Annotated in this window: 24 protein-coding genes; 8 read left to right on the top strand and 16 right to left on the bottom strand. The window is 75.0% G+C overall.

Going from position 1 to position 21,440, the window contains the following annotated elements; translation table 11 throughout:
- The first annotated feature begins 114 nt into the window (after positions 1-114).
- Positions 115-807 (top strand): amino acid ABC transporter permease, encoded by a 693-nt coding sequence (locus INN71_RS13300; protein ID WP_277497955.1) that lies wholly within the window; start codon positions 115-117, stop codon positions 805-807.
- Complete coding sequence (locus INN71_RS13295) at positions 804-1,652, top strand: amino acid ABC transporter permease (RefSeq protein WP_277497954.1); 849 nt, start codon at positions 804-806, stop codon at positions 1,650-1,652. Before INN71_RS13300 ends, INN71_RS13295 begins: the two co-directional genes overlap by 4 nt.
- Positions 1,653-1,722: 70 nt before the next feature.
- Here INN71_RS13295 and INN71_RS13290 read toward each other — a convergent pair whose 3' ends face one another.
- Together INN71_RS13290 and INN71_RS13285 are read right to left on the bottom strand one after the other, a co-directional pair.
- Complete coding sequence (locus INN71_RS13290) at positions 1,723-2,202, bottom strand: hotdog fold domain-containing protein (protein ID WP_277497953.1); 480 nt, start codon at positions 2,200-2,202, stop codon at positions 1,723-1,725.
- A 33-nt stretch (positions 2,203-2,235) separates the two neighbouring features.
- Positions 2,236-3,060 carry a methyltransferase domain-containing protein gene (locus INN71_RS13285; RefSeq protein ID WP_277497951.1) on the bottom strand — a complete coding sequence of 275 codons (825 nt, stop codon included), beginning with the start codon at positions 3,058-3,060 and terminating at the stop codon, positions 2,236-2,238.
- An 87-nt stretch (positions 3,061-3,147) separates the two neighbouring features.
- On the opposite strand from INN71_RS13285, the gene INN71_RS13280 reads away from it, so the two are divergent.
- Complete coding sequence (locus tag INN71_RS13280) at positions 3,148-3,633, top strand: MarR family winged helix-turn-helix transcriptional regulator (protein WP_277497950.1); 486 nt, start codon at positions 3,148-3,150, stop codon at positions 3,631-3,633.
- Between the two features lie 422 nt (positions 3,634-4,055).
- Here the strand turns inward: INN71_RS13280 and INN71_RS13275 are convergent, their stop codons facing one another.
- The 7 genes from INN71_RS13275 to rsmI all read right to left on the bottom strand — a co-directional run bounded on the left by INN71_RS13275 (position 4,056) and on the right by rsmI (position 12,090).
- Positions 4,056-5,870 carry an ABC-F family ATP-binding cassette domain-containing protein gene (locus tag INN71_RS13275; protein WP_277497949.1) on the bottom strand — a complete coding sequence of 605 codons (1,815 nt, stop codon included), beginning with the start codon at positions 5,868-5,870 and terminating at the stop codon, positions 4,056-4,058.
- The gene (locus INN71_RS13270; RefSeq protein ID WP_277497947.1) at positions 5,870-6,841 is read right to left on the bottom strand and encodes a 4-(cytidine 5'-diphospho)-2-C-methyl-D-erythritol kinase; all 972 of its coding nucleotides are present in this window, start codon (positions 6,839-6,841) and stop codon (positions 5,870-5,872) included. The genes INN71_RS13275 and INN71_RS13270 overlap by 1 nt, the downstream gene beginning before the upstream one ends.
- A complete protein-coding gene (rsmA, locus tag INN71_RS13265; protein ID WP_277497945.1) occupies positions 6,838-7,758 on the bottom strand; it encodes a 16S rRNA (adenine(1518)-N(6)/adenine(1519)-N(6))-dimethyltransferase RsmA in 921 nt (306 codons plus the stop codon). The genes INN71_RS13270 and rsmA overlap by 4 nt, the downstream gene beginning before the upstream one ends.
- 135 nt (positions 7,759-7,893) lie before the next feature.
- On the bottom strand, positions 7,894-9,099 hold the full coding sequence (locus tag INN71_RS13260) for a resuscitation-promoting factor (protein WP_277497943.1): 1,206 nt from the start codon (positions 9,097-9,099) through the stop codon (positions 7,894-7,896).
- 336 nt (positions 9,100-9,435) lie between these two features.
- On the bottom strand, positions 9,436-10,386 hold the full coding sequence (locus INN71_RS13255; RefSeq protein WP_277497942.1) for a TatD family hydrolase: 951 nt from the start codon (positions 10,384-10,386) through the stop codon (positions 9,436-9,438).
- Positions 10,383-11,246 carry an alpha/beta fold hydrolase gene (locus INN71_RS13250; RefSeq protein WP_277497941.1) on the bottom strand — a complete coding sequence of 288 codons (864 nt, stop codon included), beginning with the start codon at positions 11,244-11,246 and terminating at the stop codon, positions 10,383-10,385. Before INN71_RS13250 ends, INN71_RS13255 begins: the two co-directional genes overlap by 4 nt.
- A gap of 19 nt (positions 11,247-11,265) precedes the next feature.
- A complete protein-coding gene (gene rsmI / locus INN71_RS13245) occupies positions 11,266-12,090 on the bottom strand; it encodes a 16S rRNA (cytidine(1402)-2'-O)-methyltransferase (protein WP_277498022.1) in 825 nt (274 codons plus the stop codon).
- Positions 12,091-12,180: 90 nt separating this feature from the next.
- Between rsmI and INN71_RS13240 the strand changes: the two genes are divergently transcribed.
- The gene (locus INN71_RS13240) at positions 12,181-13,893 is read left to right on the top strand and encodes a dolichyl-phosphate-mannose--protein mannosyltransferase (RefSeq protein ID WP_277498019.1); all 1,713 of its coding nucleotides are present in this window, start codon (positions 12,181-12,183) and stop codon (positions 13,891-13,893) included.
- On the opposite strand, the gene INN71_RS13235 is transcribed toward INN71_RS13240, so the two are convergent.
- Positions 13,890-14,885: an SDR family NAD(P)-dependent oxidoreductase gene (locus INN71_RS13235; RefSeq protein ID WP_277497940.1), complete on the bottom strand. Its 996-nt coding sequence runs from the start codon at positions 14,883-14,885 to the stop codon at positions 13,890-13,892. The genes INN71_RS13240 and INN71_RS13235 overlap by 4 nt on opposite strands.
- 51 nt (positions 14,886-14,936) lie before the next feature.
- Here INN71_RS13235 and INN71_RS13230 point away from each other — a divergent pair, with 51 nt between their 5' ends.
- Both INN71_RS13230 and INN71_RS13225 read left to right on the top strand, forming a co-directional pair.
- On the top strand, positions 14,937-15,818 hold the full coding sequence (locus tag INN71_RS13230; RefSeq protein ID WP_277497937.1) for a hypothetical protein: 882 nt from the start codon (positions 14,937-14,939) through the stop codon (positions 15,816-15,818).
- Positions 15,815-16,225 (top strand): pyridoxamine 5'-phosphate oxidase family protein, encoded by a 411-nt coding sequence (locus INN71_RS13225; RefSeq protein WP_277497935.1) that lies wholly within the window; start codon positions 15,815-15,817, stop codon positions 16,223-16,225. Before INN71_RS13230 ends, INN71_RS13225 begins: the two co-directional genes overlap by 4 nt.
- Positions 16,226-16,356: 131 nt before the next feature.
- Here the strand turns inward: INN71_RS13225 and INN71_RS13220 are convergent, their stop codons facing one another.
- A complete protein-coding gene (locus INN71_RS13220) occupies positions 16,357-16,893 on the bottom strand; it encodes a Dps family protein (RefSeq protein ID WP_277497933.1) in 537 nt (178 codons plus the stop codon).
- A 202-nt stretch (positions 16,894-17,095) separates the two neighbouring features.
- Between INN71_RS13220 and INN71_RS13215 the strand changes: the two genes are divergently transcribed.
- Both INN71_RS13215 and INN71_RS13210 read left to right on the top strand, forming a co-directional pair.
- Positions 17,096-18,403 (top strand): MFS transporter, encoded by a 1,308-nt coding sequence (locus tag INN71_RS13215; RefSeq protein ID WP_277497930.1) that lies wholly within the window; start codon positions 17,096-17,098, stop codon positions 18,401-18,403.
- A gap of 62 nt (positions 18,404-18,465) precedes the next feature.
- A complete protein-coding gene (locus INN71_RS13210) occupies positions 18,466-18,741 on the top strand; it encodes an HU family DNA-binding protein (protein ID WP_277497928.1) in 276 nt (91 codons plus the stop codon).
- Between the two features lie 109 nt (positions 18,742-18,850).
- On the opposite strand, the gene INN71_RS13205 is transcribed toward INN71_RS13210, so the two are convergent.
- The 5 genes from INN71_RS13205 to INN71_RS13185 form a co-directional block, all read right to left on the bottom strand.
- Entirely contained in the window at positions 18,851-19,441 is a 591-nt protein-coding gene (locus INN71_RS13205) for a hypothetical protein (RefSeq protein WP_277497926.1), read from the bottom strand.
- Positions 19,442-19,554: 113 nt separating this feature from the next.
- A complete protein-coding gene (ykgO, locus tag INN71_RS13200; RefSeq protein WP_023645249.1) occupies positions 19,555-19,677 on the bottom strand; it encodes a type B 50S ribosomal protein L36 in 123 nt (40 codons plus the stop codon).
- A 63-nt stretch (positions 19,678-19,740) separates the two neighbouring features.
- Complete coding sequence (gene rpmF, locus INN71_RS13195) at positions 19,741-19,926, bottom strand: 50S ribosomal protein L32 (protein WP_277497913.1); 186 nt, start codon at positions 19,924-19,926, stop codon at positions 19,741-19,743.
- Positions 19,927-20,018: 92 nt separating this feature from the next.
- Positions 20,019-21,098, bottom strand: a complete 1,080-nt coding sequence (locus tag INN71_RS13190; RefSeq protein WP_277497911.1) for a GTP-binding protein — start codon at positions 21,096-21,098, stop codon at positions 20,019-20,021.
- The gene (locus tag INN71_RS13185; RefSeq protein ID WP_277497909.1) at positions 21,095-21,388 is read right to left on the bottom strand and encodes a type B 50S ribosomal protein L31; all 294 of its coding nucleotides are present in this window, start codon (positions 21,386-21,388) and stop codon (positions 21,095-21,097) included. The genes INN71_RS13190 and INN71_RS13185 overlap by 4 nt, the downstream gene beginning before the upstream one ends.
- Positions 21,389-21,440 lie beyond the last annotated feature (52 nt).

Here is a 21,440-nt window from a genome sequence, read left to right as displayed (position 1 = left end):
CGGTGAACCGGGGAACCCGCCACTTACAGCACGAAACTTTCACCCTGAAGTGGTGGGTTCCCCGGTGCACCGGGGAACCCGCCACCCCCCTGAACCGGAAGGAGGAGCCGCCGCGTGGAGGCAGTCCTCTCTGACTACGACCTCTACCTGAAGGGCTTCGCCCTGACGGTCGGGCTGGTGCTCGTGTCCGGGGTCGCGTCGCTGGTGTTCGGCGCCCTGCTGGCCGCCGCGCGCGTCGGCCCCATCTGGGTGCTGTCCAAGGCCGCGAGCCTCTACGTGACGATCTTCCGCAACACCCCGTTGCTGATGGTCTTCATCTTCGTGGCGATCGCGATGCCGCGGATCGGCATCACCTTCAAGTTCGTCGAGGAGATCGCGGTCGGCGACTGGAGCATCTCGGCGTTCTTCTTCCGGGCCTGCGTCGCCCTGACGCTCTACACCTCGGCGTTCGTCTGCGAGGCGTTCCGCTCGGGCATCAACGCGGTCCCGCTCGGCCAGGCCGAGGCCGCCCGCGCGCTGGGCCTGACGTTCACCCAGAACATGACGAACGTCGTGATGCCGCAGGCGCTGCGTGCCGTCGTACCCCCGCTGACCAGCGTCATCATCGCCCTCACGAAGAACACCTCGGTCGCGGCCGCGTTCGGCATCGCCGAGGCGACCTCGGCGATGCGCACGCTCGGCAACCGCTACGGCGACCAGGTGGTGGAGATCTTCTTCTTCATCGCGATCGGTTACATCGTGGTCGTCGAGCTGCTCGCCCTCGGCTCGTACGCGCTCGAGCGGCGCTGGAAGGTGGCGTCGCGATGAGCGCCGGAGTCCTCTTCGACGCCCCGGGCCCCAAGGCCCGGGTGCGCCACCGCATCTACACGGTGCTGTCCGTGCTCGCGCTCGCCGGCGTGGTGGCCCTCGTGGTGCTGCGCCTGGCCGACAAGGGCCAGCTCGAGTACGCGCTGTGGGAGCCGTTCGTCACCCCGGACTACCTCCAGGTCATCCTCGACGCGCTGACGCAGACGCTGAAGATGGCGTTCGGCGCGATCGTGCTGGCCATCGTGTTCGGCGTGCTGTTCGGCATCGGCAAGCTGTCGGACCACGCCTGGGTGCGCTGGCCGTCGTGGGCGGTCGTGGAGTTCTTCCGCGCGGTGCCCGTGCTGCTGCTCATGACGGGGCTCTGGCTCGCGTTCTCGATCGGCGACGGTCCGCTCAGCCCGTTCTGGTGCGTCGTCATCGCCCTGACGCTCTACAACGGCTCCGTGCTCGCCGAGGTGCTGCGCGCCGGCATCAACGCGGTGCCCGCCGGGCAGGTCGAGGCGGCGTACGCCCTCGGTCTGCGCAAGTCGCAGGTCATCTGGCTGGTGCAGCTGCCGCAGGCCGTGAAGATCATGCTCCCCGCCCTGGTCAGCCAGTGCGTGGTGGCGCTCAAGGACACGAGCCTCGGCTACTACATCACCGCGCCGGGCCTCACCGCGGTCATGCGGCCGATCTACCTGGAGTTCCAGAACCAGGTGCCGACCGCCATCGTCATCGCGAGCATCTACATCGTCGTCAACATCCTGCTCACGCTGCTGGCGACCTGGCTGCAGCACAAGCTCGTCGGCGAGCGCAAGCAGCTCGACGTGCCGATGGTGGGCGCGGGCACGACGAGCACCACCTGACCGCACGCACGCGTACGACGAGGGGCCCCGCACCCGGGCAGGTGCGGGGCCCCTCGTCGTACGGGCGGGCTCAGCGCTTCTTCGGTGTCACCCACAGGCGGATGACGCCCTCGATGACGACCGTGCCGTCCTCGCGCACGCCCCGCACCCGCACCGGGAGATCCGGGTCGTCGCCGGTCCACTGCTCGGGGTCGGTCTCGGCGATGCAGCGGACGTCGCTGTCCGCCTTGGCGGTGTAGGCGACGTCCATGCCCTTGGGGATCCACCGCTTGTCGGCGGGGATCGTCGCCTCGGCGAGCGCACCCATCGCGGCCTCGAGGCCGTTGCACAGGGCGATGGCGTGCACGGTGCCGATGTGGTTGTGCACGCCGCGGCGCTTGGGGATGCGCAGCTCGGCGTAGTTGGGCCGCAGCTCGGTGAACCGCGGGCGGATCGTCGCGAAGTAGGGCGCCTGCTGGCTGAACGCCAGCGAGAAGACCCGCTTGCCCAGCAGCGGGCCGACGACGGGGAGCGAGGTGGTCTGCTTCCACAGCTGGAGCACGTTGGCCATGCGCCCCACCTTACTCATCGGTAACCGTACACGTCACTCCCCCGCCGCGCCCGTGCCGCCGGGTCGGGTCGCCACGACGAACACCCGCCGGAACGGCAGCACCACGGCCGGCTCGCCGCCGACCTCGGTGGTCGGGTACGCCGCCCGCAGCGCCGCGCGGAACTCGTCGGCGAAGCGCTCGCGCAGGTCGTCCGGGAGCGCCTCGAGGGTGGGCCGGGCGCCGGTCGAGCGCACCCACGCGAAGACCGGGTCCGGGCCGCGCAGGACGTGGAGGTAGGTCGTCTCCCAGGCGTCCACCTCGGCGCCCGTCGCCGCGAGCACCTGCAGGTAGGTCGCGGCGTCGTGCGCCGCGGGCACGTCGATGTCACGGGTGTGCTCCCGGTACGGCGCGCGCCCGGCCAGCTCGGCGCGCAGCACGTGGCTGGGCTCGGCGAAGTTGCCGGGCACCCCGAAGGCGAGCGTGCCGCCGGGCGCCACGCGCGCCAGGAGGTCGGGCAGCAGGTCGAGGTGGCCCGGCACCCACTGCAGCGTCGCGTTGGAGACGAGGACGTCGACGGGACGCTCGGGTCGCCAGGTGCGGACGTCGCCGACGGCGAAGGACGGCCCGCAGGGCTGCCCGGCGGGCGGCCCGGCGGGGTGCTCCGCCCGGGCGCGGTCGATCATCTCGGGCGAGGAGTCGATGCCGACGACCTCGGCCCCGGGCCAGCGGCGGGCGAGCAGGGCGGTCAGGTTGCCGGGGCCGCAGCCGAGGTCGACGACGCGGCGGGGCGCCTCGGCCCGCACCCGCGCCAGCAGCTCGACGAAGGGGCGGCCCCGTTCGTCGGCGTACTGCAGGTAGCTCGTGGGGTCCCAGGGCACGGTGGTCTCCTCGCGTCGGCGGCAGCTCCACCGTCCGCCCGAAACCTCTTGATGTCAAGATTCTCGACGGGCGGTACCATCGCTGTCATGCGGGACGAGGTCGACGAGCTGGTCGAGGCGTGGGCGCGCGAGCGCCCCGACCTCGACCTCGCGCCCGTCGAGGTGTTCAGCCGCATCAGCCGCCTGGCCCGGCACCTCGACCTGGCGCGTCGCAAGGCGTTCGCCGCGCACGCCATCGAGACGTGGGAGTTCGACGTGCTCGCCGCGCTGCGGCGGGCGGGCGCGCCGTACGAGCTCTCCCCCGGACGGCTGCTGCGCGAGACGCTCGTGACGAGCGGGACCATGACGAACCGCGTCGACCGTCTCGTCGCCCGTGGCCTCGTCGACCGCCTCCCCGACCCCCACGACCGCCGCGGCGTGCTCGTGCGCCTCACGCGCGAGGGCGGCGCCGCAGTGGACGGCGCGTTCGAGGCGCTGCTGGAGGCCGAGGCGTCCCTCGTCGCCTCCGTCCCCGCCGGTGAGCGCGAGCGCCTCGGCGCGCTGCTGCGCGAGCTGATGCGCCCGTTCTCCTGACGCCGGCGCGGTACGGCGGACGGTCGAGGTGGCCGGGCCGAGGTAGGGCGGACGGTCGAGGTGGCCGCGCCAGCGCCCCGACCGGTGGTTGAGGTGGCCGCGCCAGCGGCCCTCGAAACCACCACCCGCAACCAGACGTGGTTTCGAGGGGTTGCCAGAGCAACCCACCTCAACCACCGGCGGCCGGTGGTCGAGGTGGCCGCGCCAGCGGCCCTCGAAACACCACCCGCAACCAGACCTGGTTTCGAGGGGTTGCCAGAACAACCCACCTCAACCACCGGCGGCCGGGCAACCCACCTCAACCACCGGCGGCCGGGCAACCCACCTCAACCACCGGGAGCCGAGCAACCCACCTCAAACGCCGGAGGCCCAACGATCCACCTCGACCACCGGGAGCCGACCTCCCGCCCGGGGAGGCGACCTCAGCCGAGCAGGTCCGCCGCCTCGAGCCACTCCATCTCGAGCTCGTCCTTCTCCTCGGCCAGGGCCTGCAGCCGGGCGCTGACGGTCGCGAGTCGCTCGTAGTCCTGCGCGTGCTCGAGGGCCTCGGCGTTGAGCGCGGCCTCCTCCTGCGTCAGCCGCGCCAGGCGCTTCTCGACGCGGGCGACGGTCTTGCGGGCGGCGCGCTCCTCGGCGCCGCCGACCTTCGCCTTCCCCTCGGCGGACCCGGCCCCGGCCCCGGCCCCGGCTCCGGCCCCGGCGCCCGCCGTACCCCCGCCGGACGCACCGGCCGCGGCGCGGGCGTCGGTCTCGCGACGCTCGAGGTACTCGTCGACACCGCGCGGCAGCATCGAGATCTTGCCGTCGCCCAGCAGCGCCCAGGTGGCGTCGGTGGCGCGCTCGAGGAAGTACCGGTCGTGGCTGACCACGACGAGCGTGCCGGGCCAGCCGTCGAGGAAGTCCTCGAGCACCTGCAGGGTCTCGATGTCGAGGTCGTTGGTGGGCTCGTCGAGCAGCAGCACGTTGGGCTCGCCGAGCAGCAGGCACAGCAGCTGGAACCGGCGCCGCTCACCGCCGGACAGGTCGCCGATGCGCGCCGTCAGCCGGTCGCCGGTGAAGCCGAAGCGCTCCAGCATCGACGTCGCGGTGATCTCGCCGTCGGCGGTGCGGGTGACCCGCCGGATGTCCTCGACGAAGGGCAGCACGCGGGCGTCGGGGTCGAGGTCGTCGAGCTGCTGCGTCAGGTGCGCCAGCGCCACCGTGCGGCCGCGCTTCACCCGGCCCTTCTGAGGCTCGAGGGTGCCGGCGAGCAGCGACAGCACGGAGGTCTTGCCGGCGCCGTTCACGCCGACGATGCCGAACCGGTCGCCGGGCCCGATGCGCCAGGTGGCCGCCTCGAGCAGCACCTTCTCGCCGCGGCGCAGGTCGACGTCCTCGACGTCGACGACGTCCTTGCCGAGCCGCTGGGTGGCGAAGCGCTGCAGCGCGATGCTGTCGCGCGGCGGCGGCTCGTCCTCGATGAGCGCGTTGGCGGCGTCGATGCGGAACTTCGGCTTCGAGGTGCGCGCCGGCGCCCCGCGGCGCAGCCAGGCCAGCTCCTTGCGCGCGAGGTTGGCCCGCCGCTGCTCGTTGACCGCGGCCTGGCGGGACCGCTCGGCGCGGGCGAGGGTGAACGCGGCGTACCCGCCCTCGTAGACGTCGACGACGCCGTCGTGCACCTCCCACGTCCACCCCACGACCGCGTCGAGGAACCACCGGTCGTGGGTCACGACGAGCAGCGCCGACGACAGCCCCACCAGGTGGCGCGCCAGCCAGGCGACCGCCTCGACGTCGAGGTGGTTGGTCGGCTCGTCGAGCACGAGCAGGTCGTGGCGGTCGAGCAGCAGCGCGGCCAGCGCGCAGCGGCGACGCTCGCCACCGGACAGGCCGACGACGGGTCGGTCGAGGTCGACCCCGGCGAGCAGCACCTCGACGACCTCGCGGGTCGTGGCGTCGGCGGCCCACTCGTGGTCGAGCCGCCCCTGCAGCACGGCCTCGCGCACGGAGTGGGTGTCGTCGAGCTCGTCGCCCTGGTGCAGGTAGCCGATCTCGATGCCCCGCGTCATCGACACCCGGCCGGTGTCGGGTTCCTCGAGGCCGGTCAGCACCTCCAGCAGCGTGGTCTTGCCGTCGCCGTTGCGCCCGACGATGCCGATGCGCTGGCCCTCGCCGACGCCGATCGACACCTCCGAGAGCAGGGGGCGCACGCCGTACGACTTCGAGACGCGCTCGAGGTTGACGAGGTTCGGGGCAGCCATCAGACGTACTCCACCCGGTGCACGCCCGCGACGGGGCCGGTGGCGACGAGCACGACGTCGTACGTCGCGCGCAGCCGCTCGGCGACCTCGCGGGCGTGGTCGGCGTCGGTGCAGAGGAACACGCAGGTCGGCCCGGAGCCGGACACGATGCCGCGCACCGCCCCCGCGTCCTCCCCCGCCTGGAGCACGTCCACGAGGTCGGGACGCAGGTCGAGCGCGGGCAGCTGCAGGTCGTTGTGCAGCACCTGGCCGAGCAGCTCCGCGTCCTGCGACGCCAGCGCGGCGATGACGCGGTCGGGCACGACGACGCCCTCGGCGGCCGCGTCGGGCCGCAGCCGGTCGTGGTGGGCGAAGACGCGCGGCGTCGAGAGGCCCTCCCGCGACGGCACGACCACCCACCACCAGGTGGCGTCGACGATGGCCGGGTCGGCGTACGGCGCGACCTGCTCCCCGCGTCCCACGCCCGCGGCGGTGCCGCCGAGCAGGCAGAACGGCACGTCGCTGCCCAGCTCGGCCGCGATGGCGAGGAGGGCGTCGTCGGGGGTCTGCAGGTCGTGCAGCCGGTCGAGCGCCACGAGCGTCGCCGCGGCGTCGGCCGAGCCGCCCGCGAGCCCGCCGGCGACCGGGATGTCCTTCTCGACGTGCACGTCCGCGCGCAGGGTGCGGCCGTGGTGGGCGCCGAGCAGCTCGGCGGCGCGGTGCACGAGGTTGGTGCCGGGCGCGAGCGGTACGGAGGAGCCGTCGACGTGGTCGGACGCGGTCAGCTCGAGCTGCACCGGCACCGTGCCCGAGCCGCCGGGGCGGGCGGTCACGTCGTCGTACAGCCCGATGGCCTGGTAGACGGTGGCCAGCGGGTGGTAGCCGTCGGGGCGAGGGGCGCCGACGGCGAGGTAGAGGTTGATCTTCGCCGGGGCGCGCACGGTCACCGACCGGCCGCCGCCCTGGCCGGTGGGGGCGGTGCGGGCGCTCATGCGGGGTCCTCGGGGGTCTCGACGGGGGCGGAGGTGTCGGTGGACGCGGGGGGAGCCGTCAGGGCCAGGCCCTCGGCGACGCGGGCGAAGTCCTCCACCCGCAGCTGCTCGCCGCGGACGGTGGGCTCGACGCCGGCGTGGGCCAGGGCGGCCTCGATGCGCTCGGTGGAGCCGGCGAGGCCGCGCAGCGCGGCGCGCAGCGTCTTGCGGCGCTGGGCGAAGGCGGCGTCGACGACGGTGAACACCTCGGTGCGCGACGCGGTGGTGACGGGCGGCTCGCGCCGGGTCCAGGCGACGAGGCCGGAGTCCACGTTGGGCGCGGGCCAGAACACGTTGCGCCCGATCGACCCGGCGCGACGCACGTCGGCGTACCAGGCCGCCTTGACCGAGGGCACGCCGTACGTGCGCGAGCCCGGGCCCGCGGCGAGCCGGTCGGCCACCTCGGCCTGCACCATGACGAGACCGCGCTCGAGCGAGGGCAGCAGGGCGAGCAGGTGCAGCAGCACCGGCACCGAGACGTTGTAGGGCAGGTTGGCGACCAGCGCGGTCGGGGCATCGCCCGGCAGCTCGGTGATGCGCAGGGCGTCGGCGGCCACGACCTCGAACGCGTCGGCCTGCGCCGGGGCGAGCTCGGCGATGGTGGCCGGGAGCCGGGCCGCGAGCACCTCGTCGAGCTCGATCGCGACGACCCGGCGGGCGACGTCGAGCAGCGCCAGCGTCAGCGACCCCAGCCCCGGACCGACCTCGACGACGACATCGTCGGGCCCGACCCCGGAGTCGCGCACGATGCGCCGCACCGTGTTGGGGTCGATGACGAAGTTCTGCCCGCGCTGCTTCGTGGGCCGCAGGTCGAGCTCGGCGGCGAGGCGACGGACGTCGGCGGCGCTGAGGAGTCGCGGAGCGCCGGCCGTGGTCACGAGGGCCACCCTACGAACCCCGGGCCCCGGGCGGCTCGGCGCCCCGTGGGCCACCGACCCCCGGTACGACGCGAGCCGCCGCCGACCGGGTGGGGTCGGCGGCGGCTCGGCGTCAGCGGCGGGAGGGCGCTCGGGTCAGCGGGGCAGGCCCAGCTTGCTCGAGCAGCTCGGCCACGCGCCGTACCCACCGCGGTCGTCGCGCAGCTTGGTGGCCACGCGGATCTGCTCCTCGCGGCTGTTCTCGTGCGGGTAGCCCGAGCCGCCGTAGGCGCGCCAGGTCTGCAGGTTGAACTGCAGGCCGCCGTAGTAGCCGTTGCCCGTGTTGATGGCCCAGTTGCCGCCGGACTCGCACTGCGCGAGGTCGTCCCACACGGTCGAGCCGGAGGCGTAGTTGGAGCCGCCGGCCGGGGCGGAGGACGACGAGGAGCTCGACGGGGCCGGGGTCTCCTCCGGGCGCTCCTTCGTGCCCACGCGCACCCGCTCGGTGACGGGGGCGGTGGTGACGCGCGACGCGGTGACCTGGCGCTCGACGCCGCGGCCGTTGCGCAGCGTCACGAGGTAGGTCACGTCCTGGGCGCCGTCGCGACCGGCCGTCTCGACCTCCTCCTCGCCCTCGAAGAGCGACGGGTCCTCGACCTCGACCGTGCCGTGCGGCACGACCTGGTCGGCGACGGTGACCTCCTGCTGCGCCCAGCGGGTCACCGTGATGGTGCCCCCCTCGGCGACGGGGGTCTCGACGGCGGGGACGACCGCGTCGGTCGCGGCGAGCTCGATGCCGAGCTGCGCGAGCACGTCGCCGACGGTCAGGCCGGCCACCTGCTCGGTCACCGGGGCGTCGGCGCCGACGACGAGCGTGAGGGTCTTGGGGGTGACGAGCTCCAGGGCCATGCCGTCGCGGTCGATGCCCGCGCTGCGGCTGGCCGAGAGCTGCGCACCCTCGGCGGTCAGACCGATCTCGGCGAGGGCGCCGTCGACGTCGCGGGCGAGCACCCAGTGGGTGTCGGTCGCGCCGTCGACCGTGAGCTCGAGGGGCCGGGCGTAGCGCACGCTGATGCGCGAGCCGTCCACGACGTCCTCGTCCACGCTGGGGGCCACCTGGTCGCGGTCGCCGACCTCGACGCCCTCGCTCTCCAGGACGTCGCCGACCGAGCCGCCGAAGGCGGACACGGTCCGCTCCTGGCCGTCGACGCTGAGCGTCACCGTCTTGCTGAGGGCCGCGTACCCGGCGGTGGTGCCGGCCACCGCCAGCACCACGACCGCCACGAGGGCGGCGATGAACCCACGACTGCGGACGAACCGGGCGAGATCGCCGCGGCCGCCGCTCGAGCTGATGAGCTGCACAACACTCCGAACGCAGTTCTGTCCGGCCCTCGGACGTCGGCGCACCCCAGGCCGCAGCCGTCCGCGGGCGGGATCACGGGGGCGCACGCGCCTCCGGACCACGTCGTGGACCGTCTGGACCTGTCGGGCCGACTGGGGGAGTAGCGACCAGCCACCGCGGTTGTCTGCCCGCGGAGGCGGCCGCGAGCCGCACCCTGCGCCGGCTGGACGTGACGCCCGATCCCGGCTGACAAGAACTCGACCATAACCGCCGCTGCGGCGAGAGCCAATCCGTCGTCCACCGGTGGAACGCGGCTCACACGGCGCCGCGGCGGGCCGGGACGGCGGTGCCGGGGGTCAGGCGCCGGCCCGGGGGGCCGTCCCCCACGGCCCGCCGAAGGCCGCGAAGGTGGTGCGCTCGATGGCCGCGCACAGCTCGCCGAGGTCGTCCCCACGGGTCTGCGCCATGGCCCGCACGGTCACGGGCACCAGGTAGGACGCGTTCGGCCTCCCCCGGTACGGCGTGGGCGTCAGGTACGGCGCGTCCGTCTCCACGAGCACCCGGTCGAGCGGCGTCACGACGAGCGCCTCGCGCAGGTCACCGGCGTTCTTGAACGTCACCGTGCCCGCGAAGGAGAGGTGCGCCCCGCGGTCGAGGCAGGCGCGCGCGAAGGCGGCGTCGCCGGAGAAGCAGTGCATGACCCAACGGTCGGGCGCACCGACGGCGTCGAGCACGTCGAGCACCGCCGCGTGCGCGTCGCGGTCGTGGATGACGAGGGTCTTGTCGAGCCGCTTCGCGATGTCGACGTGGCGCGCGAAGCTCTCCCGCTGGGCGTCGAGGCCCTCGGGGCCGGTGCGGAAGAAGTCGAGGCCCGTCTCCCCCACGGCGCGCACGTCCGGGTGGGCGGCGGCGAGCCGCTCGATCTCCTCGAGGGCCGCGTCGAGCCGCCCGGCGGCGGCCAGCAGGGGCGCCTCGTTCGGGTGCAGCGCGACGCCGGCGACGAGCGCGTCGTACCGCTCCGCGGCGGCGACCGCCCACCGGGCACCGGGCAGGTCGCAGCCGATCTGCACGATGCGCGGCACCCCCACCGCCGCCGAGGCCGCGAGCGCCGCCTCGACGCCGAGCCAGTCGTCGGGCCCGGGCCCGTCGGCGATGTCGAGGTGGCAGTGGTTGTCGACGACGGGGTGCGGCAGCGGCTCCGGAGCCGGCGGGCGGCTGCGGTCGCGGCGCGCGCCCTGCTCGGTCGCGGCCGCCCGGGACCGGGTCGGGCCGTCGGGCGTCGGGGAGCCGTGGGGCCCCTCGCTCACGGGTGTCCGGCCGCGCCGCCGACGCGCTCGAGGACGGCCTCGGCCAGCGCCTCGGGCGCGTGCTCGGGGATCCAGTGGCTGACGCCGGTGAGCACGACGAGCTCGTACTCGGCGTCGACGTACTCCCCCGACATGTCGACGCCGGCGCGGTCGACGGCGGTGTCGCCGTCGCTCCACACCAGCGTCGTGGGCACCTTCACCCGGCGCGCGAAGCCCCCGCCGCCGGAGAACGGCAGACCGCGGTAGTAGCCGACGCCGCCGGGGAACGCGCCGTACTCGAGGATCTCGCGCCGGAACCGGGCGAGGTCCTCGGACCGCATGCCCGCGTGGGCCAGGATCCGCTCGAGGTCGCGGGGGCGCTTCGCGGCCAGCAGCTCGGGCAGGACGGGGAGCTGGAACATGCCGATGTACCAGCTGCGCAGCAGCTGCGGGCTGCGCAGTCCGGCCTTGCTGAACGCTCCCGGGTGCGGCACGGAGACGGCGGTGAAGGTGCGGATGCGGTCGCCGTGGGCGGCCGCGACGCCCCAGCCGATGGCGGAGCCCCAGTCGTGCCCGACGAGGTGGACCCGCGCGCCCGCGTCGCCCAGCGCGTCGAGCAGCGCCAGCACGTCCCCGACGAGCCTGTTCAGGGTGTACTGCTTCCGTCCGCTCGGGCGTGCGCCCGGGGAGTAGCCGCGCTGGTCGGGCGCGACGGTGCGGTAGCCCTGGGCGTGCAGCAGCGGGGCCACCTGGTCCCAGCACGACGAGCGCTGGGGGAAGCCGTGCAGCAGCACGACCACGTCGCCGTCGAGGGGACCGGAGTCCACCACGTCGAAGGTGAGGCCGTCGTTGGTGAAGGTCGTCACGCGCTCCGAGCTCATGGCGCCGAACCTACCGGGCTCAGCCGCGGTGGACCGCGTCGTACACGACCCGCTTGGGCACGCCGGCGGCCTCGGCGACCTCCTTGATCGCGTCCTTGCGCAGCGTGCCCGTCTCCTCCCGCTCGGCGACCGCGGCGCGGAGGCTGTCGGGGTCGGCGGCCACGCTCGCGCTCGCGACGACGCCCTGCACGACGAGGGTGACCTCGCCCCGCACGCCCTCGCCGGCCCAGGCGACGAGGTCGGCGAGCGGCCCCCGTCGTACCTCCTCGTGGGTCTTCGTCAGCTCGCGGCACACGGCCGCCGGCCGGTCGCCGCCGAAGGCCTCGGCGAGCGCGGCGAGCGCCGCCTCGGTGCGGTGGGGGGCCTCGAAGAACACCATCGTGCGCTCCTCGTGGGCGAGCACGGCGAGGCGGCGGGCCCGCTCGCCGGCCTTGCGCGGCAGGAAGCCCTCGAAGCAGAACCGGTCGACGGGCAGTCCCGAGACCGCGAGCGCGGTGAGCACCGCGGAGGGCCCGGGCACCGCGGTGACGGGCACCCCCGCCTCGACGCAGGCCGCCACGAGCCGGTAGCCGGGGTCCGACACGCTCGGCATCCCCGCGTCGGTGACGAGCAGCACCCGCTGCCCCGCCTGCAGCGCCTCGAGCAGCTGGGGGGTGCGGGCCTGCTCGTTGCCCTCGAAGTACGACGCCACGCGGCCGCCGACCTCGACGCCCAGGTCGCCCGTCAGGCGGCGCAGCCGCCGGGTGTCCTCGGCCGCGACCACGTCGGCGCGGGCCAGCTCGGCGACGAGCCGGGGCGACGCGTCGTCGGGGCGGCCGATCGGCGTGCCCGCGAGCACGAGCACGCCGGTGGGTGCCGCGTCGCCGGTCGCCTGGGGGGTGTCCACACCGGCGATCATCCCAGGACGCCGTCCGTAGAGTTCACCCCCGTGACGATGCCGACCCTGCCGCGCGTGCGTCCTGGCGCCGTGGCCCCGCCGGCCGTCACGCGGGCGCTCGCCGGGTGGGGGACCCGCTGGGGCGGCTGGCTGCCCGGCCTCGCCGTCTTCGTCCTCGCCCTGCTGCTGCGCCTCTACCACCTGGGCACGCCGCGGGAGTTCTCGTTCGACGAGACCTACTACGCCAAGCACGGCTGGTCGCTGCTCAACCACGGCTACGTGCGCGACTACCCCGACAGCGCGGACGAGTCGATCCTCGACGGGGACACGGACGTCTGGCTGGACGCGCCCGAGCTCATCGTCCACCCCGAGGTGGGCAAGTGGATGATCGCGCTGGGGATCCGCGCGTTCGGCATGGACCCGTTCGGCTGGCGCATCGCCGCGGTCGTGGCCGGCGCGCTGATGGTGCTCGTCATGTGCCGGCTCGTGCGCCGCATGACGGGCTCCACGCTGCTGGGGTGCGTCGCCGGTCTCCTGCTCACCTTCGACGGCATGCACTTCGTGCTCTCGCGCCTCGCACTGCTCGACATCTTCCTCGCGCTCTTCCTGCTCTGCGGCGTGGCCTGCGTCGTCAACGACCGCTACTGGCTGCGCGCGCGGCTGGCCCGGCTCGTGCCGGAGCGGCCCGACGACCCGGCCGCCGCCCTCGACCCGCTCGACGGGTCGCGCCGGTGGGGTGCCTCCGGTCCCGTCCGCGCGCTGCTGTGGCGCCCGTGGCTGCTCGGCGGCGGCGTCGCCTGGGGCCTCGCGGTCGGCACGAAGTGGACCGCGCTCTACCCCCTCGCCGCGTTCGGCGTCCTCGTCTGGGTCTGGAGCGCCGGGGCCCGCCGCATGTTCGGGGTGCGTCGCTCGCTGGTGCGCGCCGCGCTGGTCGACGGCGTGCCGGCGTTCGGCTACCTCGTGCTGGTGGCGCTGGCGACGTACGTCCTGAGCTGGACCGGCTGGCTGCTCCACGCCGACGAGCAGGAGGAGGCCTTCTCCTCGACGCAGTACACGCAGTTCGTCGCCGCGGCCACCGACTGCGACGACCAGGCGACGCTGGACCCGCAGGCGCGCTGGCCCACCGCCACGGAGCCGGACGCCAGCGGCCTGGGCGAGGTGACGCAGTCGCTGCGCTCGCTCTGGTACTACCACCAGGACCTCTACGTCTTCCACACGCAGTTCCTCAACTGCTCGACCCACCCCTACCAGTCCGACCCGGTCGGCTGGCTCGTGCTGAACCGGCCGGTCGGGGTCCACGCGGAGAACGACATCCAGCCCGGCGACCAGGGCTGCACGGCGGCGGCCGACAGCACGTGCCTGCGCCAGGTGCTCATCCTCGGCACGCCGGTGCTGTGGTGGTCGGGCGCACTGGCCCTCGTCGCGGCCCTCGGGCTGTGGGTGGCCGCCCGCGACTGGCGCTACGGCGTCGCCGTCGTGGGCGCCGGCTCGACCTGGGTGCCGTGGTTCTCCAACGACGACCGCCCGATCTTCCTCTTCTACGCGATGGCGATCCTCCCGTTCACCGTCATCGCGCTGACCCTCGTGCTCGGCCGGGTGGTGGGCCGCTCACCGGTCCCCACCCCCCGTCGTACGGCGGGGGTCGTCCTCGCGGGCGCCGTGGTCGTGCTCGTCGTCCTCAACTTCGCGTGGTTCTGGCCCATCTACACCGACCAGCTGCTGACCCGCGCCGAGTGGCTCGACCGCATCTGGTTCGACCGCTGGATCTAGGCGTCGAGCCCCGCGAGGTCACGGACCCACGCCGCGAGGGCGGCGCGCTCGTCGGAACTCGTGCGGGTGCGGCGCAGCAGGGCCGTCGGGCGGGGGCGGCGGTCGTGCCACAGCGCGCCGGAGCGGGGCGCCGGCTCGACGCCCGCCAGCCACACGACCGTGTCGGCGCCCTCCGCGGCGTCGCGCAGCACCGGGCCCGTGAGCCGGTGGAACCCGGGCAGGGAGTCGGCGACGCCGGGGGTGTCGGCCCAGCCCGGGTGGGCGGCGGCGACGACCACCCCGTCGGGGCCCCAGCGCCGCGCCAGCTCGGGCAGCAGCTCGACCTGGGCCCGCTTGGACCGCGCGTAGGCCGTCGTCGGCGAGTAGTCGGACGGGCCCACGTCGTAGGCCACGTCGTCGAGCCGCAGCGCCTGGGCGTACATGCCGCCCGACGTCACCCACACCACCCGCGCGCCGTGGCGCGAGGCCGCGAGCCGGTCGCGCAGCAGCTCCGTCAGCAGTGCCGGGCCCAGCACGTGCACCGCCATCGACAGCTCGTGCCCCTGGGCCGAGAGCGTGCGCTCCGGCGGCATGACGCCGGCGTTGTGGACGAGCACGTCGAGGGACCGCTCCCCCAGCGCCGCGCGCAGCTCGCCGGCCGCACGTCGGACGTCGGCGAGGTCACCCACGTCGCAGCGCTGCACCGTCAGCTCGGCCCCGGGCACGCGCGCGAGCAGCTCGCGGCGCACGGCCTCGCCCTTCGCGGGGTCGCGCACGACGAGGACGACGGCGGCACCGAGCCGCGCCAGGTCCTCGGCCGTCGCCGCGCCGAGCCCCGACGAGGCGCCCGTGACCGCGGCCGTGCGCCCGGCGAGCGCTCCGGGCGCCGGGTCGGCGGGCCACGTCGGGAGACGGCGGCGCACCGCCACGCCGAGGCGGGTGTAGCCGGGCACGACCGCGCGGTCCAGCGCAGTGTCGAGCGTGCGGGCGGCGCCGGTCGTCCACGAGGTCATGCCGGTGACGCTAGCCGCGGTGTGCTTGCCCGCGGCGGGGACGATGGCCGGATGACGACCTCCGAGGCTCCCCCCGCGCCGCCGGCGACCGCAGCGACCGACCGGGGACGCCCGGCGCCGGCCGACCGGGCGCGGCAGGTGGCGGTCACCGTCGCCTACGTCGCGTGCATCGTCGGCAACCTGTTCGGCGCCGGTGTCGTCGGCCCGGTCGAGGTGAGCACGGCCGGCAACGAGGCCTTCGCCGCCGACGCCTCCCTGCTGACGCCGGCCGGGTCGGCGTTCTCGATCTGGTCCGTCGTCTACGCGGGCCTCACCCTCCACGTCGCCGTGCAGTGGCTCCCGTCGCGGGCCACCTCGGCGCGGCACCGGGCGACGGGCTGGCTCGTCGTCGCCGCCTCGCTGCTCAACGCCGGGTGGCTGACCGTCTCGCTGCAGGGCTACCTGTGGACCAGCGTCGTGGTCATCGCGGCCCTGCTCGCGGTGCTCGTCGAGATCGTGCGCCGCCTCACCCGCCACCCGGCCGGCGGGACGGATCGCACCGGGCTGACCGAACGGGTGGCCGTCGACGGCACCTTCGGGCTGTACGTCGGGTGGGTCAGCCTCGCGGTCGTCGCCAACGTGGCGGCCGCGAGCACCGCCCAGGGGGCCGCGCGCACCGGGGACGTGGCGGTGACCGTCGCGGTCGTCGTGCTCGTCGGCGTCGCGCTGGTCACGGCGCTGGTGGCGCGCGCGTGGGGCGGCCGGGTGGCGGTCGCGCTCGCCCAGGCGTGGGGCCTCGCCTGGGTGGCCTATGGTCGCCTCGCCGGCGACCCGGAGTCGCTGGTCGTGGGCCTCGTCGCCGGCGTCGCCGCGCTCGTGCCGCTCGTCGCGGTGGGGGTGGTGCGGCGCGGACGCACGCCCGCGCGCGTCGCCGTACCCCGAGGAGAGTCGTGACCACCTGGAAGCCGGGCTGGGACGCCGTGCCGGAGCCGATCGAGCGCTTCTTCGGCGAGTACCACCTCGCCACCCTGACCACCCTGCGCGCCGACGGCCGCCCGCACGTCGTGCCGGTCGGCGTCACGCTCGACGTCGAGCAGCGCTGCGCCTGGGTCATCACGTTCCCGGAGTCGCGCAAGGCGCGGAACCTCCTCGAGCGCCCCGGCAGCCCCGTGGCCGCCTGCCACGTCGACGGCGGCCGCTGGCTCACCGTCGAGGGCACCGCGAGCGTGACGTCGGACCCGCAGCAGGTCGCCCGCGCGGTCGAGCGGTACGCCGCCCGCTACCGCCAGCCGAAGGAGCGCCCCGACCGCGTCGCGCTGCGCATCGAGGTCGAGCGCGTGCTGCACGGCGCCCACCTCTGACGCAGCCGCGACCGAGGCTCCGCCCCCGGACGCACGAGAGCCGGTGCTCCCTGCTCCGCCACAGAGGACAGGGGGCACCGGCTCGAGGCCGTGCGGACGGGGTACGACGGCTCGCGCCGCCCCCGCCCGGATCACTCGTTGATGCTGGCCGGCTCGCTCGCGTTGGCGGTGCGGTTCTCGGCGTCGATCATCCAGGCGAGCTGCTCGAGACGCTCGAGGATGGTGTGGAGGATGTCGGCCGTGGTCGGGTCCTCGGCGTCCACCTCGTCGTGGATGCGACGCGCGGTGCCGGCGACGGCGTAGAGCGCGCCCACGATCAGGTCGACGCAGCGGGCCGTGTCGATCTCGGTGGCGGGGAACTCCGGGATGCTCGACTGCGTGGCGACGCGGGCGGCGCGGCCGTCGACCGTCACGTAGACGGCGCGCATGCGCTCGGCCACGGTGTCGGAGAACTCGCGGGCCGCGTCGACGACCTCGTCGAGCTGCAGGTGGAGGTCGCGGAAGTTCTTGCCGACGACGTTCCAGTGGGCCTGCTTGCCCACGAGGTGCAGGTCGATGAGGTCGGCGCTGAGGGCCTGCAGGTGGTCCGCCAGCTGCTGGGACGCCTTGAACGGCGGGCGCGCCTGGTGGGTCGCGGTGGGGGCGGTGGTCTGGATGGTGTCGCTCATGGCGATCTCCTCTCCTCGGGGTCCGGGGTGGCCGCCGCAGCGGCCGATGGCCCCACCTTGCCACCTTTTCTGGAACCGTTCCAGAAAGGTTAGGCTCGCCTGGCCGACCCCCCGGGGGCTACCCTGGCGGTTGCTCAGGGTTCGGGCGCGTCTTGGAGGTGGGTACGGCGCGCAGCCTCGCCGTACCCGCTCGGAGCCCCGCATGACATCCCTCGACAGCTACCGACGTCTCCTCGGACTCGTCGGACCCACCTACGTCGCCGTCGCCTTCGTGGCGCGCATCCCGCTCGCCATGGCGCAGATCGGCACCCTCCTCCTCGTCGCGCAGGAGACCGGCAGCTACGGCGCCGGCGGCGCGACCGCCGGCGCCCTCGCCGTGGCCAACGCCCTCGGCTCCCCCGTCGCCGGCAGCCTCGCCGACCGCCTCGGCCAGCGCCCCGTCGTGCTGCTGCAGTCGTCGGTCGGGGCCGTCGGCCTCGTCGGCGTCGTCGTCGGCGCGACCCAGGGGGCACCCCTGCCGGTCCTGCTCGTCGTCGCCGCCCTCGCCGGCCTCGCCCTCCCCCAGGTCGGCCCGCTCGCGCGGGTGCGCTGGCGTCCCGTCACCCGCGGCGAGCAGCACCAGCACCGGCTCGTCGCCACCGCGTTCTCCTACGAGGGCGCGGCCGACGAGGCGTCGTTCGTGCTCGGCCCGGCGCTCGTCGGGCTCGTGGCGGCCCTGATCTCGCCGGCGGGCGCCCTCCTCGTCGCCGCGGTGACGCTCGGCGTCTTCGGCACCCTCTTCGGGCTGCACCGCACCGCCCCGCCCGGCGCGGGCCGCGTCGACCACGGCGCCACCGGTCCGCTCGTGACCGGCGCGGTCCTCGTGCTGCTCGCCGCCCAGTTCTTCCTCGGCACCCTCTTCGGCTCGATCCAGACCGGCACGACCGTGCTGGCGACCGCGGAGGACGTGGCCGGCGCCGCCGGCCTCCTGCACGCCCTGCTGGGCGTCGGCAGCGCGAGCGCCGCGATCGTCTACGCCTCGCTGCCCGACCGGTTCCGGCTCGCCGACCGCCTCGTCGTGGCCGCGGTCGCCCTGCTCGTGCTGTCGGCGCCGCTCCTGCTCGTCGACGGCCTCGTGGGCGTCGCGCTGGTGACGCTCGCGCTCGGCTTCGCCGTGGCGCCGTACATGGTCACCACCTTCACCTTGGCCGAGCGCGTGGTCCCGCTCGCCCGGGTCGGCACGGCGATGACCCTGCTGGCGGGCGCCACCGGCCTCGGGTACGCCGCGGGGTCGGCGCTCGCGGGCCGGCTCGCCGACGCCGCCCGCGCCGGGGACCTCCCCGGCGGCCTCGCGGACCTCGGCGGCCACACCGCGGCGTACGTCGTCACGGTCACCGCCACGGCCTGCGCGACCGTCCTCGCGGTGCTCGCCCGACGGGCCCTCGTGCGTGCCGCGGTGGCCTCCGAGGCCGACACGACGCGCTGGGACGGGGCGTCGGCGCCCGATCCGAGCGCCGCCCCGGTAGCGTGACGGACGACGTGGGACCGGTACGGTCGCCCCGCAATCCAGTAGTCCGCGACAAGGAGTCAGACATGAACAAGAAGGAGCTCGTCGACCAGGTCGCCGAGGCGACCGGCCTGGGCAAGGGCGAGGCCGAGTCCGCCGCCAACGCGGTGTTCGACGCGATCGGCAAGGCCCTCGCGGCCGGCGACAAGGTCGCCGTGGCCGGCTTCGGCACGTTCGAGACCCGTGAGCGCGCCGCTCGCACCGGCCGCAACCCGCAGACGGGCGAGGAGATCCAGATCGCCGCGAGCACGACGCCGGCGTTCAAGGCCGCCGCCGCGCTGAAGAAGACGGTCGCCGGCTGACGCCAGCACCACCGACAGACGCCGAGGGCGTCCGGCCCCTCGGGGTCGGACGCCCTCGGCGTCTGTGCGTCGCCCGTCGCCCACCGGGGGCGGCGGGGGTAGCTGCGGCTCAGCCCTCGGTCGGCGGGACGGTGGAGCCGTCCATCTCCTCGAGGTCCTGCAGCTGCTGCTCGACCTCGTCCTCGTCCACCAGCGGCTCGCCGGCCTCGGTGCAGGTCGTCGAGACCGTGGAGAGCGCGGCGAAGAAGTCGCCCTCGAGCTGCTCGATCTCGGCCAGCTCGGCCTCGGTCGGCAGGCCGGGCAGCGTGTAGGTGGCCGTCTCCCCCGGGTCGAGGTCGGTGGGGATGTTGGCCGGGTCGGTCGCCGCGTCGGCGATCTCCTCGTCGGCCGCGAGGGCCGGGCTGTCGGCCATGGCCTGGGCCGCGTCGGCGAGCGGGGTCAGCGTCGCGTCCATCTCGTCGTCGCCGTGCTCGACGAGGTCGCGCAGGCCCGACGCGATGCCGGCGTAGTCGGTCGTGCCCTCGTCGAGCTCCTGCGAGGCGACGAAGCCGGCGACCTCGGGGCACGCCTCCGTGATGTTCTCGGGCCAGTCGGTGCGCTCGGCCTCCGGCTCACCGCCGTCGTCGCCGCTGCAGGCGCCCAACCCGAGGGCGAGCACCCCCGCCAGCGCGGCGGCGCGGATGCCGTTGCGTGCACTCATCGGACTCCTCCTGGTGGGTCGGGACCGGTCCGAGCCTAGACGAGGTGGGCGGCGGGCGTCGTCGGCGACGGGGGTGCCGCCCGCCCGGACGGCACCCCCGCGACGCCGGCGACTCAGCCCTGGCGGGCCTTCAGGCGGGGGTTCTGCTTGTTGATGACGTAGGTGCGGCCGCGGCGGCGCACCACCTGCGAGCCGGGCTGGTTCTTCAGCGAGCGCAGGGAGTTGCGGACCTTCATGTCTCCTCCTCGGGAGCGGCGGTGGGTGCGGGGCGGTGCGGGGGTCGTGCGGTCGTGCCGGGCTCAGCGGACGAGCCGGCCGGTGGCCGGGTCGACGAGCCCGCGCCGCACGGCCGGCAGCAGGCGGCGGGGCACGGCGTGCTCCTCGCCGGCGACGGTGACGGGCACGAGGTCCGGTGCGCTCGCCTTCCAGGCGGAGCGGCGGTGACGGGTGTTGCTGCGCGACGTGCGGCGCTTCGGGACGGCCACGGTGGGTCCTTCCTCTCGGGCCCCGGAGGGCGGGGGGGGTGGGGCGGGGGTGGGTGCGGCGGGTGGGTGCGGCGGGTGGGTGCGGCGGGGACTCAGGCCACGTCGCGGATCGGGCCGAGCCAGGGCTCGAAGCCGTCCTCGACCTGGTGCCACCCGATCCCGCGGCCGACGGCGGCGCGCGGGACGAGCAGGCCCTCGAAGGCCGCCGCGAGGTGGAGCGGGGGCGCCCCGGTGCCGGTGAACGCGAGCTGGGTGCGCGGCACGCGGTCGCCCCACGGCTCCCCGTCGCCGATGCTCAGCTGGCCGCCGGCTCCCTCCCACAGCAGCGCGCGTCCCGGGCGGGTGGGCAGCCAGAAGCAGCCGCGGGTGCGGTGGCGCCCGAGTGCAAGGCTCTCGAGCCCGTCGAGGAGGCGCTCGGGGTGGAACGGCCGGTCGGAGACCAGGTCGAGCGTCCACACGTCGGCGGAGGCGGGCACGGGCAGGGGCAGCTCGCGCACGTGGGAGGCCCACGCCCGCGACCGGGCGTGCTGGTGGGGCGGGCGGGTGACGAGGTCGGTGCCGGCGAGCAGGTCGGCCCCCCGCACGACCGGTACGTCGGGACGTGCGAGCGCCCGCAGCAGGTCCGGGCCGGCGTCGGTGCCCGCGGCGCCGGTGGTGACGACGACGTCGGCGAGCTCGACCATCGAGCAGGCGACCTCGCCCACACCGCGCTCGTCGTCGTGGCTCGTGGCCAGCCCGCGCTCGGCGAGCGTCTCGTCGCCGAGGAGGTCGTCGACCAGCGTCGCGTCGGGCAGCGCGGTCACGACGGCCGCCAGGCGCAGGCGGCGCGCGAGGCGCCGGTCGCGGGCGATGACGCCGCAGACCTGGTCGGCCTCGGCCCCCACGGGCAGCTGCGCGACCACCGAGCGCCACCGGCCGTCGCGGGCGAGGCGCTCGAGGGTGGGGAGCACGTCCTCGCGCAGCGCGCAGCTGACGCAGGCGTGCTCGAGCTCGACCTCCTCGCGCTCGACGACCCCGGTGAGGTCGCTGACGACCCGCTCGAGCACCCCGCGGTCGAGGTCGATGTGGTGGCGCACCGCGACGGCGTCCGGCAGGTCGCACACCAGGCTCAGCTGGGCCGCGGCCATCGCGTCGGGGTGGACGCCGGTCACGAGCACGACGGCGGTCCTCACGCGTCCCCCTCCCCGGCGGCGCTGCGCCCGCCCGCGGCGCCGCGGGCGCCGTACCGACGGCGGAAGGCCTCGACGCGGCCCTCGGTGTCCATGACGCGACCCTTGCCGGTCCAGAACGGGTGGCTGGCCGAGGAGACGTCGACGTCGACGACCGGGTACGTCGTGCCGTCGATCTCGACGGTCTCCCCGCCGGTGCGGCCGGCGAGCGTCGAGCGGGTGAGCACCAGCTGGTCGGCCGAGCGGTCGCGGAAGACCACGGGCCCGTACGTGGGGTGGATCCCCTGCTTCATCTGGATCTGCCTCTTCCTGCGTGTGTTTAGAATGAGAACCGTTTTCAGTCTG

This window comes from Nocardioides sp. ChNu-153, from assembly GCF_030466625.1.
Taxonomy (GTDB): domain Bacteria; phylum Actinomycetota; class Actinomycetes; order Propionibacteriales; family Nocardioidaceae; genus Nocardioides.
Note: the sequence above shows the minus strand (reverse complement) of the source record. Positions and strands in the feature narration are given on the sequence as shown.

Bases quoted from the DNA above. Each gene is read 5' to 3' on its own strand.
- INN71_RS13205 (WP_277497926.1), bottom strand. From the start codon at position 19,441: ATGAGTGCACGCAACGGCATCCGCGCCGCCGCGCTGGCGGGGGTGCTC.
- ykgO (WP_023645249.1), bottom strand. From the start codon at position 19,677: ATGAAGGTCCGCAACTCCCTGCGCTCGCTGAAGAACCAGCCCGGCTCG.
- INN71_RS13210 (WP_277497928.1), top strand. From the start codon at position 18,466: ATGAACAAGAAGGAGCTCGTCGACCAGGTCGCCGAGGCGACCGGCCTG.
- INN71_RS13215 (WP_277497930.1), top strand. From the start codon at position 17,096: ATGACATCCCTCGACAGCTACCGACGTCTCCTCGGACTCGTCGGACCC.
- INN71_RS13270 (WP_277497947.1), bottom strand. From the start codon at position 6,841: ATGAGCGCCCGCACCGCCCCCACCGGCCAGGGCGGCGGCCGGTCGGTG.
- INN71_RS13220 (WP_277497933.1), bottom strand. From the start codon at position 16,893: ATGAGCGACACCATCCAGACCACCGCCCCCACCGCGACCCACCAGGCG.
- INN71_RS13250 (WP_277497941.1), bottom strand. From the start codon at position 11,246: ATGAGCTCGGAGCGCGTGACGACCTTCACCAACGACGGCCTCACCTTC.
- INN71_RS13280 (WP_277497950.1), top strand. From the start codon at position 3,148: ATGCGGGACGAGGTCGACGAGCTGGTCGAGGCGTGGGCGCGCGAGCGC.
- INN71_RS13240 (WP_277498019.1), top strand. From the start codon at position 12,181: ATGCCGACCCTGCCGCGCGTGCGTCCTGGCGCCGTGGCCCCGCCGGCC.
- INN71_RS13235 (WP_277497940.1), bottom strand. From the start codon at position 14,885: ATGACCTCGTGGACGACCGGCGCCGCCCGCACGCTCGACACTGCGCTG.
- INN71_RS13290 (WP_277497953.1), bottom strand. From the start codon at position 2,202: ATGGCCAACGTGCTCCAGCTGTGGAAGCAGACCACCTCGCTCCCCGTC.
- INN71_RS13275 (WP_277497949.1), bottom strand. From the start codon at position 5,870: ATGGCTGCCCCGAACCTCGTCAACCTCGAGCGCGTCTCGAAGTCGTAC.
- INN71_RS13185 (WP_277497909.1), bottom strand. From the start codon at position 21,388: ATGAAGCAGGGGATCCACCCCACGTACGGGCCCGTGGTCTTCCGCGAC.
- INN71_RS13295 (WP_277497954.1), top strand. From the start codon at position 804: ATGAGCGCCGGAGTCCTCTTCGACGCCCCGGGCCCCAAGGCCCGGGTG.
- INN71_RS13230 (WP_277497937.1), top strand. From the start codon at position 14,937: ATGACGACCTCCGAGGCTCCCCCCGCGCCGCCGGCGACCGCAGCGACC.